This is a genomic window from Pedobacter sp. MR22-3 (genome assembly GCF_026240075.1).
GTDB lineage: Bacteria > Bacteroidota > Bacteroidia > Sphingobacteriales > Sphingobacteriaceae > Pedobacter.
Genome location: NZ_JAPIVF010000005.1, coordinates 492965 through 506777, shown reverse-complemented (window position 1 = coordinate 506777; position 13813 = coordinate 492965). Strand labels below are relative to the sequence as shown.

Annotated in this window: 13 protein-coding genes; 6 read left to right on the top strand and 7 right to left on the bottom strand. The window is 37.8% G+C overall.

What is annotated here, in order from left to right:
• Positions 1-117: 117 nt before the first annotated feature.
• From OQ267_RS14730 to OQ267_RS14710, 5 genes are all read right to left on the bottom strand, one after another.
• Complete coding sequence (locus tag OQ267_RS14730) at positions 118-861, bottom strand: glycosyltransferase family 2 protein (protein ID WP_265836552.1); 744 nt, start codon at positions 859-861, stop codon at positions 118-120.
• A complete protein-coding gene (locus OQ267_RS14725; RefSeq protein WP_088300083.1) occupies positions 830-1204 on the bottom strand; it encodes a hypothetical protein in 375 nt (124 codons plus the stop codon). The genes OQ267_RS14730 and OQ267_RS14725 overlap by 32 nt, the downstream gene beginning before the upstream one ends.
• A 176-nt stretch (positions 1205-1380) precedes the next feature.
• A complete protein-coding gene (locus tag OQ267_RS14720; protein ID WP_265836550.1) occupies positions 1381-1788 on the bottom strand; it encodes a hypothetical protein in 408 nt (135 codons plus the stop codon).
• Positions 1754-2563: a hypothetical protein gene (locus OQ267_RS14715; RefSeq protein ID WP_265836549.1), complete on the bottom strand. Its 810-nt coding sequence runs from the start codon at positions 2561-2563 to the stop codon at positions 1754-1756. Before OQ267_RS14715 ends, OQ267_RS14720 begins: the two co-directional genes overlap by 35 nt.
• A gap of 175 nt (positions 2564-2738) precedes the next feature.
• Positions 2739-3386 carry a LexA family transcriptional regulator gene (locus OQ267_RS14710; RefSeq protein ID WP_265818848.1) on the bottom strand — a complete coding sequence of 216 codons (648 nt, stop codon included), beginning with the start codon at positions 3384-3386 and terminating at the stop codon, positions 2739-2741.
• A 109-nt stretch (positions 3387-3495) separates the two neighbouring features.
• On the opposite strand from OQ267_RS14710, the gene OQ267_RS14705 reads away from it, so the two are divergent.
• Positions 3496-4677, top strand: coding sequence for a hypothetical protein (locus tag OQ267_RS14705; RefSeq protein WP_265836547.1), 1182 nt, complete (start codon positions 3496-3498; stop codon positions 4675-4677).
• Between the two features lies 1 nt (position 4678).
• Positions 4679-5473, top strand: a complete 795-nt coding sequence (locus OQ267_RS14700; protein ID WP_265836545.1) for a HEPN domain-containing protein — start codon at positions 4679-4681, stop codon at positions 5471-5473.
• 24 nt (positions 5474-5497) lie between these two features.
• Here OQ267_RS14700 and OQ267_RS14695 read toward each other — a convergent pair whose 3' ends face one another.
• Together OQ267_RS14695 and OQ267_RS14690 are read right to left on the bottom strand one after the other, a co-directional pair.
• A complete protein-coding gene (locus OQ267_RS14695; protein ID WP_265818851.1) occupies positions 5498-5770 on the bottom strand; it encodes a hypothetical protein in 273 nt (90 codons plus the stop codon).
• A 434-nt stretch (positions 5771-6204) separates the two neighbouring features.
• Positions 6205-6828, bottom strand: coding sequence for a hypothetical protein (locus tag OQ267_RS14690; RefSeq protein WP_265836543.1), 624 nt, complete (start codon positions 6826-6828; stop codon positions 6205-6207).
• 615 nt (positions 6829-7443) lie between these two features.
• On the opposite strand from OQ267_RS14690, the gene OQ267_RS14685 reads away from it, so the two are divergent.
• The 4 genes from OQ267_RS14685 to asnB all read left to right on the top strand — a co-directional run bounded on the left by OQ267_RS14685 (position 7444) and on the right by asnB (position 13785).
• Positions 7444-8217, top strand: coding sequence for a polysaccharide biosynthesis/export family protein (locus OQ267_RS14685; protein ID WP_265836542.1), 774 nt, complete (start codon positions 7444-7446; stop codon positions 8215-8217).
• A 314-nt stretch (positions 8218-8531) separates the two neighbouring features.
• A complete protein-coding gene (locus OQ267_RS14680) occupies positions 8532-10934 on the top strand; it encodes a GumC family protein (RefSeq protein ID WP_265836540.1) in 2403 nt (800 codons plus the stop codon).
• Positions 10935-11088: 154 nt separating this feature from the next.
• Entirely contained in the window at positions 11089-11592 is a 504-nt protein-coding gene (locus OQ267_RS14675; RefSeq protein ID WP_265836538.1) for a UpxY family transcription antiterminator, read from the top strand.
• Positions 11593-11994: 402 nt separating this feature from the next.
• Positions 11995-13785, top strand: coding sequence for an asparagine synthase (glutamine-hydrolyzing) (gene asnB, locus OQ267_RS14670; RefSeq protein WP_265836536.1), 1791 nt, complete (start codon positions 11995-11997; stop codon positions 13783-13785).
• Positions 13786-13813: the final 28 nt, after the last annotated feature.

Sequence of the window (13813 nt, the reverse complement as noted above, 5' to 3'; positions counted from 1 at the left end):
TCATATCATTTACTTTACAATAACTTAACCGCTATACCGTAATAATTGCCGGGTTGAAACTTAATTTTCAATGTATCACATAAAATTTGTTTTTAATTTTGCTTAGAGGTGCAAAGATTACAGGTATTGAATAATTTTAGATACTTTTTTCCGCCATAATACCATTAATGGATTCGGGATTCTATTTCTTTTTAAAGCTTTATAATCATTCTTCAATGCCGCCATTAAATTCATGAAATTTTTATTGCTAACCCCTCCGGTCCTCATATTCACCATCAGCATTGGCAGGTAAACGGCTTTTAACTGGTGAACAAAAAAATACCGCAGGATGAGATCATAATCTGCGGCAGTACCCAAGTCAAGTGCATAATGTCCATACCGGAGAAAAAGTTCTTTTTTGATGTACAATGTAGGATGAGCCGGCATCCAGCCTTTTGCAATATCTTTTTCATCGGCCTGTTTGGATTTCCATCTTCTTAAAACCTGGTTATTAACCGGTTTAATATAATGAAGATCACCATAAATGGCGTCTATTTCAGGATTTTCGGAAAACTTCGCAGCTACATGTTTAATCACATGACGGTCAGCCAGCATATCGTCAGCATTTAAAATACCGATTACTGTTCCTGATGCCATCTGAATACCTTTATTTATGGCATCATATAATCCACGATCAGGTTCAGAAATAAAATGTTTTACAGCATATTGATAGGTTTCAATAATCTGAAGGCTTCCATCTGTTGATCCGCCATCTACGATAATATATTCAATATCGGGATAAGATTGATTGACAATTGATGCAATACACTCTTTCAGATAAGCCTCCCCGTTATAAATGACCGTGATAATGGATATTTTCATTTTTAAATGGCAGAAGCCTTTTACTTATGGTTAAAAAAGATATTCCTGCGGTAAATATAAATAATAAGGGAATAAAATCATCAATTGGGCATGCCTGGTAATAGGTACCTTTTTTACCGGCTTTACCATGACCAACGCAACCAGCAGAAGGCATTGACATATCCAGTGTCCAGGCACAATTGGCCTCAGGATAAATTTCACCTGGCGTGTTTGAAAATGTTCCGCCTGGCGGATTACTCTGATGAGTAAGCAATTCCGGATATCCGGGAACAAGACAGCCATATTCAGCGAAAACAAAAAACGGGATAAGATAAAGAGGGATGATTAAACATAACTTTTTCATAAGCCATTGGATTAATCATACACGAATGTAAGAAAAAAAATCAATACCTAAATATTAGGTATAATCAAAAATTCATTCTTTTTATAATTAAGTTTAAACTTTAAGGTAACGAATCATATTTTTATTTTGCTTACCCCACTTAGTCTTATCATTTTAGAAGCCATAACGATTATTGGCTAAGGCATTGGAATATCTCTGCCATAATCTTTTATATAATGAATTACGTTTCTTATTTCACAGTCGCTCAAAGTATCCATCCTTGCTGTTTTATAAGGCCCCTTTTTACTATACCATCCTTTATGCGCTTCTTTAAAACTATATCTGATAAGCTTTAAACTATCCATATTCGCCAAGCCACGAAATGTAGGCCAGCCACGGTCGTCCTTTAATTCCAAATCAGGTGCGAGATGACAGTTCCTGCAGCCAAGCGCAGAAATAATCTGACCGGCTTCATACTTATAATACCTACACGTATCACCTAAATTTTGGTTATTTAAAGTATTCTCTTTTGATTTATTTATACACGAGAGTGCCACTAAAAGCAGCAAACTACCTAAACTTAGCTTTATTATATTTGAAACCATTAGTTTTATCATTTATAAAAATTCTTAATAATTGAACAGTGTTATTGCTTATACTTGAATAACTACCTTTTAACATTTGTCTCAAATCTCTCATTATAAACTGCATCATATCTCCTTTTTCCATATCAGAAATGGATTGGCCTGAATTATCTTCTAGGTGATACATTAATCTTTCCTTTTTGCTATGATCTTCAATATCATCTAAACCCAACGTATGAAAAAATTCGTGAACCCCTAAATATTTATTTCTTTGCCAAATATTGTAAGTAATTACGGCAGGACCTCCCATTCCTTTTGTTAAACCACCAGAATAATGGCGCTTACCATACTGATCGGTAAACTGATGACTCATACTATCCACTACAGCCAATACAAAATCATTTCCTCTTAGTTGGCTCAACATATTAATCTGTATTACATGAACACTAAAGCTAAAATTATAGCGGATAGTATAAGTCCAGGATTTACTTTGATCGAAAATCTTTTTTGTAGCGTTATACTTTAAAAATCTAACCCCACTCTTATACCCACCTCCCCTTAACTTCGAGGTTATCACCTGCTGGGTAAAAGTCATCAGGCTGTTTAAATCAGGCGCACCATCAGTAGTAAGATCAAGCACTTTCAGGGTAATGGTAAAATCGCCGTATAGTGTTAACTCTCCACTACCATTATCGCTGATATGAAGGTTTTTGGCTACAATTCCTCCAGATAAGGGTTGATTTTGTAGCAATGAAATTTTGGTTTTAAATAAGTCAATTAAGTCATCAGTCATCATGAGTAAAATATACCTATATAAATATAGCCATAAATCATACAAACAACAAAATAGTGCTTACAGGTTAATTTGAAATTATTGATGGCTTATTGGATAAATGATTATCCTATTGCCTGATCAATCTTTATCCTAATTGCTTTCCCTATCCATGGAATTTACCAAAAGATATGTCGGTTTAAATTAAATTTCTGGTGATTTTTCCCTTGATTATATATAGCGAAGTGATGTTGCTTTTTTCGATGATGGTATCGCCTTTAAAGTTGGGGTTGGATGAACGCAAAATCAGTTTATTCCGGTCGGTATGTTCATAAATCATTTTGATGCTCCGCAGGTAGTTGGCTTTCGCATCAGCCATCACCACATATGCTTCTCCCCATTGCAGCACATCGTAATTTGTTACTTCACGAACAGCAATAATTTCACCGGATGCATATCTGGGATACATGCTGTCGCCGTAAACCGGAAGATAGGCTGTACAATCATTAAAAGGTTTATAATTTACAAAATACTCCGCCTTTTCTTCCATCAAAATCAGGGTATCGGTATCTGATAAACTGATATCATAATAAGGTACACCTTCCTTAATTTCAGAAATTACCGGACCGATTTTCTTTACTGCTTCCCCTACGCCGGTTTCCAGCCATTCGATGTTAATATTTAACTTAAAATTCAGCCTATCTTTAATAGCGTTAGAAATTCCGGTACGCCCGCGTAATATATCAGAGAGTGAACCATCCTTAATATTTAATGCCGCAGCAAAATCTCTCTGGGTTTTGAAACCTAATATATCCATTAATAATTTAAGGCGATCCAGTTCATTCATAATTAAAAATGTTGATAAGTTTAACTAAAATTATTTAGAATAACTTATTTTTTTAATATTTTTGTTATACCCCACGCAAGATAAATAAATTTTAAATTAAAATAAGCTCATGAAAAGTATCGAAATTAATATGCATCCTACCTTCGCATTTTATAAAAGATTTTTCGAACTGAAAAGTGTTTCCAATTACCAGTATTTTATGGATGAATGGATGGAACTCATGCTATCAGATTACTCATCTGAACAAAAGTATGCACCTGCCGATTTACTTTTTTTCTACCGGCTCCTGGTTGAACTTTATGAAATTTCATTTGCAACAAATAAGGAAGTATCTGCAGTAAAAGACTTCATCAGTAAGCACAGCAGTGTAACGGAAGATTTGCTCGAATATGAAACATATTGTTACTTTTTCAATAGCCGTTATTTAACAGTTGAGGAACTGATGCAGCCGCTTAAAACACTGAACTTTCTTTATGATGAAGACCAATTATTTAAATACAAAAATTTTCTGTTCGAATGGCTCAGCCACTCATTGGAGCAAGGCATCACTGATGGTTTTGACTCTTCCATTTACTCGCTTTATCGCAATACCAAGAGGTTAATTGAAGCCAGCTGGCTAATTTATGAACGGTTATTGAGGGCATTAGAAAGGCCATCCACCGTAATTAAAATCAATCACTTTCAGGATACCTGCCCTACCTTGCTGAGAAATGAATACCTAAAAAATCCCTATCATCAAATTATTCAGTTTTTCAGAGAAGGAAGCCTGGGCAGTTACCGCGATCAGCTCAAAGCATGGTTTAAAGCGGTTATAGCAAATAACCTGACAATGGCACCACCGGATTTTATATACCTGCATGACCAGCTGACCAGGCTTCTGGAAGCCTGTTACCTTATTTCAGCCTATCAAATTCCGGTTTCAACGCCTACTTCAGCTTCAGCGCAACCCCATCTCTTTTCCAGTTGGCTTGCCCTGCAGAACATCATCCATACCTCGCCGGAAGAGAACGATCCTTACGCCATTTTAACATTGCAGGAAGATGAAAAGACCAGCCCCCTTGATGTCTTCCACCCAATACTCACCCTTGAAAACATTATTAACATCAGAGAAGACTTAAAAGAATGGAGTTATTGCGGTTCAAAGGCATGCCATATTGCGCCAGCTAAAGGCAGTGCCTTTGATTTATACGAAATATTGATCAAAATCATGGAACTTGCTTTATTACTGGTTGCGGTTGATGAAGACAAGTTGTACTTACATTTTCACAATGAAACATTTATAAACCGATAAGATGAACTTCAACGCCTTGGAAACGAACAGAACCCTTGCTGCTTTAACTCAAAAGCAGTTTACGCATCTGCTGGAACTCATCACCAGCCTGATTCCGTTAGCCTATATTTTCCAGCGCAGGGCCGATGCAGGGGGCATCACTTTAATTATGGTTTTAGACCGCTTTCAATACCAACCGAGTGATGTCACCAGAAACATGCTGGAATTTATTGCCCTGGCCAAGATTAATATAGAAATCAGGTATTTCCCTTATGGAACCATGCACGATATGTTAGCGCGTGGCAATATATTTTATTCTAGCTATTGCCGTCGCGAACATTGTATCTATCAATCTGCCCCGCAATACGAATTGATTGAAACCGCTGCATGTACATTATCCGAAATCCGGGCACAATCTGCCGTGGTCATTCATCATAGACTAGAAAAGGCCAAGAGTTTTCAGGAAGGTGCATCAGTATATTTTAAGGAAGGTAAATTCCAGCTGTCAGCTTTTATGCTTCATCAGGTGTGCGAGCAAATGTTTAAGCTCATCATCAATTTATCCGAAGAGAAAATGTGCAAAAGTCATCAGTTAGTATTATTGCAGCAAACAGCTGGTTTTTATGTTCCTGAAATCAGGAATATCTTTGATGTAAGAAAAAGCAAAGAATTGAATTGGCTGGAGTTATTGCAAAGCGCTTATCTTGGTGCACGCTATGATGATCATTACGAAATCAGGCCTAAACAGGTTATTTACCTTCAAGAGAAAATTGCTTTCATGCTGGAAAAACTAGGGCAAAAATTACAGGCTTGCTAATCATTAAGCAATAAAATAAATCTACTACAGGATTTTCCTACTCCTGATCATAAACACCCCAAAAGCACTAGCTACGGCAGCCAGTGGAAAAGTATAATCATCCAGGTTGCAGTATACAAATGATTTGGTTACGATAAAACCATCAAGAGCTGTACCATTACAACCGGTGCCACCTATCGAAAATGCATAACCACCGGGGCAGACCCTACAGCCACCGTTCGCAGTGACCCATTTGGTCTGGCTATTATTAACACAGCTAGAGGTTTGTGGTTCGGTTGGAGAATTTTTATACGCCAATCTAGTTCCAAAAAGCAATCTTATGGTGTTATCTAAAAATCCTAAATCATCAACCGAGGTATAAACTGTAGACCCAACCTGGCATCCATTTGTTTGCGCATTAGAAATGCACGTACAGAATAGTAGTAAACAAAAACAAATAAAACCTTTCATATGCAGCGCGTTACAGCTGCAAAACTACATGGTGTTACGTTCAATATTAACGTTCATTTTATTCAATATCAAGCAGTTAAACTTATTCACTTAATGAACAGCAAAGATTTAAAATGAATGAAAATGAGTAAATGTCATATAAGAAAAAACAAAAGCTTGGCAACTTTAGCAATGTATTCAGCACATGCAGCACTTCAATTATAAAATTAAATAAATTGAAGTGCTATTGGTTACATTAATGAAATCCCCATCACACCATTATCAAAATATCCTGGTTAAATTTAAATGAGTTTTTTGCGAATAACGGGCAAAGAAATTACCCCGGTTATCACTACTAAAAAAGAAAAATGATCATCTAAAGGAAGATTGTCAGGACGTGTAGAAGCACACTTATTCGGATCTCTATAGGTATAGCCAACAATTGTTCCCTCGCCATCGGGTGTAGCATAACGTGATGATGCCACCACACATTCATGCTGCCGCGATGATGGATTTCGCCTGATATCATGACTGGCAGGAACAGTTATAAATCCACCATATGGCTTTATGGATGAATTCCAAACCTGAAATTCATCATAATCATTTATGGCACCACAATCATATGACCTGCCATTTCCCTTGTTAATTGGAACTGCTGATGAAGTGCTGTATACCTCAACAACATCGCTTACATTACCATAATATGTGGCTTTACCCAAATATTGAATAGCGATTCGCCCACCAAAATCGCAACCATTTCCTTTAATCTGGGCATCACACTTCAGCGTAATTATGGATAGCATTACAGTTGATAATCCAATTAACTGATGCTTTAAACTAATATATTGATAGAAATGATTTAATCGTTGATAGGATAGTTTGATCATTAACACCAACTGTTGCGTGATACTAAGAAATGAGGACATCAAAATAAATATTAAAACGTATTACTTATTTTACAAAACTATTCAAAACAAAACTATTAGCCAAATAAACAAGTCTCCATAAGTATTGTTTTTAAAATCAAAAAAAGTAGATTTTTATTTAAAAAACCCAGCCATTTTACTTTAAACGAATATTTTTTAATATATCACATAACAATTTGTACTCCAAAAACATTGACCATTGTCAATCTTAAAATTTTCAATAACAAAAAAACAGTGTATTCTTATTTTTATCTTATCTATGCAAATTAACCATATAAAAAAAAGTGAATTTATACTACACAATTACTGCTATAAAGGTTAAAAAAAGAAGTACTGATTTGAAAAAATAATTTAAGCCGAAAAAGCCATATTGATTTTCAGGTACATTTATTTTCACACTGCACCTTGCTGGATAATATTTAAATAAAAAGCTCAGATACTATAGCAAGAGTTATCGGCAGAAAAATATACAATCAATGCTTTTCACCTGCAACTTGTGCTAAAGACATTTTAAATTGTATTTTTATCCTAATTTTACATTTCAGCAAATACACCACACTTAGCCTTATGCCATATCTGAAATCGCATCTCCATTTTCTATTGATCAGCTTAATCATGGCCAGCCTTTTTGGTTGTGGTGCACGCAAAGAGCGTACTTTGTTTAATGCCCCTTCAGATATTGTGACTGACACCATTAAACAGGTATATGTGGTAAATGACCAGGGCATTAGCGATGCTTATTATAAAATCAAAGTAAATGACCAGCTCGCCGTTCGTAATGTTCAGAATTTTGAATTTGGTGCAACAACCAATAGTGGCTCAGCTACTGGTTCGGCGAATCAGAATGCATCCGGAGGCGGTCTCCAGAATGTACTTTCTTATCCGGTAGATTTGGATGGCAAAGTAAATTTACCTGCCATTGGAAAAGTTGAAGTAGCTGGCTTAAGCAGAAGGGAAGCAGCCATTAAAATCCAGGACATTTATAAAAATAAATTATTGAAGGAACCTATTATAGAACTTAGTGTGGTAAACCTTAAAGTTACCTTGCTGGGTGAGTTTGGGAAGCAGGGTAATTTTCTGCTGGAACGCGACAATACCACGCTAATTGATATTATAGGAGAAGCCGGTGGAATCAGTAAAACGGCAGATCCGAAAACCCTGAAAATTATCCGCGGCGACAGAACGCATCCGGAAATTATTTACGTTAATCTTAATGATATTAATAGCTTGGCCAGTAAAAAGCTGATCCTTCAAAATCATGACATTATTGTATTGCAACCTACTAAAAGCGCAGCCACGAGTGATAAACTTCAGAGTTTAAATAATATTTTGCAGCCATTGTTAGTGGTGGTGAATTTAGCTGTGCTTATTTTTACAGTAACCAGGTAAGTATTCTTAGTCTTTAGTCTTTAGTCTTTAGTCTTTAGTCTTTAGTCAAAACACAGATTCCAGTTCATGGTTTTAATCAATTGCCGGCATGCTTTAAAATAATTCTACTGATGACTATAGAGAACTATTCATCTGACATTCGAAATCAGCAAATCCTTGTTGCATACCTTTTTTCATTATCGCTGGAAGTACAAACGGGCAGAGACTTTTCAAAATGAAACTCAAAACATTTCCAATTAAATCATCTCTTTTTCAAAATTGATTTTATCTTTATACTTTAATTGATTGTTCCCAAACTTCAAAATCAAAAAACATTGACAGAGTTAGTGCAAGAGAAAAAGGCTGTTAGCCAGAGTATTGATTTTTATAAAATATTCAGGGTATTTTTAAGCCGTTGGTACTGGATTACCGGAACAGTTGCCCTTGCGCTCTTCGGTGCCTGGCTTTATTTATGGTATACTCCACCTATTTATCAAACAGGCGCATCTCTTAAATTGGAAGACAGTAATCCCAATCTCGGAACAAATGCCGGTATCGTTGCCTCACAAAACTACAATTACACAGATAAAATCCAGGCAGAAAGTTTTACTATCCGCAGTAATGAAGTGATTGCCAACGCTGTAAAAACACTGGATTACAAAATCAGCTATTACCTTAAAGGCCGTGTACGTACCACAGAACTGTATCCCAATGTTCCGTTTGTGATTGAAATCCTCAAGCAGGATAGCGTAAATTTCAGTCGCTCACTTTATACCGTAACAGGCAAAGACGAACAGCATTTTGAACTTTCTACTGCTGATAATGAAGACAAAAAGACCACTTATCAGTATAATGCGATAATCAATATTGGCAATATGTCTTTCCGGATCAAGGATAAAATACCGGTAAAGAGTACCTATCAATTTAAATTTAACAGTCAGGAAGATTTTATTGGCCGTGCGATGGGTGGTTTAAATATCGGCGAAGCGGCACGTTTCACAAATGTAATGGGCTTGAATCAAACAGATGGAAATGCCGTTTTCGCTGCTGATATTCTGAATGCCATCATGAAAGCGTATGTAAAATATGATGTGATCCAAAGGAGACGATCAGCCAGACAGACAGTTGATTTCATCAATAGCCAACTGGGCTTCATTGATACTGCAGCAGGAAAATCAGGCAGTACCCTCGCCAGTTATAAAGCTAGAAACAAGATGCTGGATGTCAGTTCTTCTACTTCCATGACAGTAGGAAAACTATCTGATTTTGAAAAGCAAAAAACCGAGCTCAACCTGAAACAATTAGGTATCAGGCAACTTCAGGAACAGGTTAACAGCAATAAATCGAAGATTGAAATCGGTATGGATCTTGATGGGGAGATCAATTCAGGCATGGGTACCCTGGTTACGCAGCTCAATAACCTGCTGGCCAGCCGGGAAGCAAAACTCAGCCAGTTTAATAATGATTCACAGCCCGTCAGGCAAATTGAACAACAAATTTCAAACGTGAAGGCCGGCATCAGAAACGCTGTGGCCGGTATGCTTCGCAAGAATGAGCAAACCATTCGTTACATAGATAGCCAGATTGCAGGTGTAACGCAAAAAATGAGTACCATACCACAAAAAGAACAAAACTTTGTAAAACTGCAAACCAATTTTGAAGTCAACAATAAAGTCCGTTCTTATCTTTCCGAAAAAAAGCTGGAAGCAGAAATGAATGCAGCCGCCATAGTACCGGGTGCATCCATCGTCAACCCTGCTTATCCATCTTATTATGCTATTTCGCCAAACAGCAGCAAAGCCTATACCACTGCACTGATGTTAGGCCTGACATCTGGTTTTGGCTTAATCTTGCTGGTACGGTTCCTCAATCCTTATATTTACGATAAGGAAACGGTTGAAGGCTTAACCCATACACCCATTATTGGCGTTATCCGTAAGTTCCCCGATTATATTGACCAGGACAGCAGACAGGCTTTATCGCTTTCGAAACCAAAATCGGTATTTGCTGAATCGGTTCGCTCCGTGCGGACAAACCTCAGCTTTCTGGCCAGTCATAAAGAAAGTAAAGTCATTTGCATCACTTCAGAAGTTTCGGGTGAAGGAAAATCATTTGTAACCATTAACCTGGCCGGAACCCTTGCCCTGATTGACAAGCGCATTATCCTTATAGCTGCCGATTTAAGACGTTCCAAGCTGCATAAGGCATTCGGCAATGACAATAAGAAAGGATTAAGTTCCCTGTTGTCTGGCCAGGCTAGCCTGGAAGAGGTGATTAGTCACGATGAAGTGCATCATATCGATTTTATCCCTTCAGGTCCAGTACCACCTAACCCTTCAGAACTCCTTCACTCCGCTACAATGAAAGAACTATTGTTAAAACTGGAACAACAGTATGATTATGTTTTGGTGGATACGGCACCTGTAGGATTGGTATCAGATGCGATTCCGTTAATCAGAAATGCTGATATTAATTTATTTGTTATCCGTTCCGGTGTTTCACAGCAGAGAGCTGCCAATATCCCTGAGCGTTTATCAAGAGAATATGGCTTAAGCAACCTGGCCATTATCCTTAACGCCTTTGGTGACGATGCCCTGTATGCAAATTATTATACCACTGATTATTCACGCGGAGGGGGCAACAGCACTTATTATTATTCTGATTATAGTGGTTATTCCGGATCGGGTTATTATGATGATGAAAACCGCAAATGGTGGATGTTCTGGAAAAAGAAGTAATGGCTTTTGGCATAAACAATTTTAGGGGCAATTTTCAGATTTATACTAAAAAATATCACCACTCAGGTTTCAAAAAAAATGATGATACATCCCTTTCCTATCGAGAAAAAGCTGAAAGGCAGATTGAAACTTATCACGGCATTTAATTTCAGACATGATCGACAATAATTACCGATGGTATCCTGTTTATACACGCTCAAGAGCAGAAAAAAAAGCATACGAAGAACTAATCCGGAAAGGGATTAATGCTTACCTTCCGCTCAGGAAAACCCTGAAACAATGGAGCGACCGCAAGAAATGGGTTAAAGAACCCCTCCTGAAGTCATATCTCTTTGTCTATATTTCCAGTAAGGAATACGCAGAAGTAATGATGACCAATGGCATTGCCAGGTTCCTCTATTTTTCAGGACATATCGCTGCTATGCCCAGCCAGCAAATTGAACATTTAAAATTATTACTCGCAACGGAACAAGACCTGGAGGTATTTGATCATGACATTAAACCAGGGCAGAAGGTATGGGTTAAAGCCGGACCGTTTAAAGATATGGCAGGAGAGCTGGTTTCCATCCATAACAAACAACGCATCATATTACGCCTGGATAATATCGGTTATTCCATCGAAATCAATACCTCAATGGCATTTGTATCACCTTTGTAATTCTGGAAATACATATTTAACAAGAAATCTGTTGCTTTCATTTAAATGAAAATAAAATCGCTTGTAAATACTTCTTTGCAAGTACCCGGTTTTCGCACAGATTTAGCATATTTGGGCTTAAAGCCTGTGGGATACATGAAAAGATTAAGGTCAATCATTAATAGAAAAACACAAAAGGATTAATAGTTAACCTCCTTATTGATTAGTTTTGCAAAGGGTAAACCTTTTGGAATTGAAACTCCGGGCATCAGATTTAAATATACTCGTCAGTTCATTTTTTTTTAAGAAAATGTGACTGAAGGGGCGAAGCTGTGTCAGGCCGGCATAAAATGACTTCAATCCATCAAAAAATAACTTTGAAATATCTGGTCTGGATAAAACCAGGAGCATAAAAATTGGGGCGTGTGTAGAATTGCGGGTGTCATAGATAAAAAAGCATATCCTGATCAACTCAGGCAGGATGTACAGCAGATGTGCGATGTTATGCGCCATGGTGGACCTGATGATGAAGGATTTTACACTGATGAGGCTGGAGGTTTAGGCTTTGGCCATCGCAGACTGGCCCTTATTGACCTCACTGCCGGCGGACACCAGCCCATGTTCGGACCGGAAGAAAAATTAGTCATCACCTTCAATGGCGAAATCTATAATTTTCCGGAATTGAAAAAAGAATTGTCTGCAGCGGGCTACCCCTTCCATACCCAGAGTGATACTGAAGTAATCCTGGCCGCTTATCAAGCCTGGGGTGTAAATGGTTTTAGGAAACTTAACGGGATGTTTGCTTTTGCACTGTATGACCGCTCCAAACAACTTAGTTACCTGGTTCGGGATCAATCAGGCATTAAACCCCTGTATTACGCCATTCAAAATCAGCGGCTGATCTTTTCATCTGAAGTAAAAGCCTTTAAAGAAACCTGTTATCCATTTATTGAAAATAAGGACTGGAAAATGTATTTCCTGGCTTTTGGACATATCCCCCAACCTTTTACAACGTTGCAGGATGTATTTTCATTAAAACCCGGGCATTATCTGAAATGGGATCATCAGCAACAGCTTCATGAAATCATTTCTTTTGAACAAAGCCCCCCTTCCCCATCCGTAACGTCTTCCTTAGAGGCTGCGGCCAACTTGGGTAAAAGCCTTGAGGCGGCAGTTCATCGCCATCTGATTGCCGACGCCCCCATTGGGGTATTTTTGAGTGGCGGCATAGATTCCAGTATCATTACCCTGCTCGCCAATCAACACACGGGTAAACACCTCCAAAGCTTATCTGTCAATTTTACGGATCAGGCTTTCTCTGAAGAAAAATATCAAAAAATCATTACCGCAAAAACCAGTGGCATTCATCGCACTTACCTGATTGAAGCACAGGATTTTGATGCAGACTTTGAAAAAATTATGGGGGCAATGGATCAGCCCACCAATGATGGCATCAATTCGTGGTTTGTAAATAAATATGCCAAAGAAAATGGCTTAAAGGCTGTTTTATCCGGAGTTGGTGCTGATGAACTGCTTGGCGGATACCCGTCATTCAGCAGAATGAAGATCATCAATATATTAAAAAAAATACCCCGCTTTCTTTTAAGGTTATGTAACCGGCTGCCTTCAGAAAAACTGAAAAGAATATATTACCTCAGCTACCGGAATCCGATTGGAGAATATCTTTTTCTCAGGGGATTTTTTACTCCGGAAACCATCGCCCGAATATTAAATATCGAAAAAAAAGAAATTGATCAGTTGTTTGAAAACTTTCCTATGGATGAAGAAATAAATGCTTTAAGTGGTGCAGAAAGGATTTCATGGCTGGAGACCCGTATTTTTATGCAAAACCAATTGTTAAAAGATACCGACTTTATGAGCATGAGCCACGGAGTAGAAGTCCGCGTACCTTTCCTTGATCAGCATTTCTTAGAAACCATCAATAGCATCGCTACCCCGCAACGCTTTCCTGCAGAAAAGAAAGGTTTGTTAATCCAGGCGTTTAAAAAAATCCTGCCTGAAGCAATATGGAAACGGCCTAAAATGGGTTTCAGTTTTCCGCTTCAACAGTGGTTTATACAAGGCGGACAGATTACAAATGAACAGATTTATGCCGATCATGATTTCGCCAGGCACCTGATGGAAAGATTTAAATCCGGAAAGATACATTGGTCTAAAGCCTTTGCGCTCTACCAGGTATGTAAAAAGGGTTAAGGGATAGTCAGAATGGGAAATAGAGAAT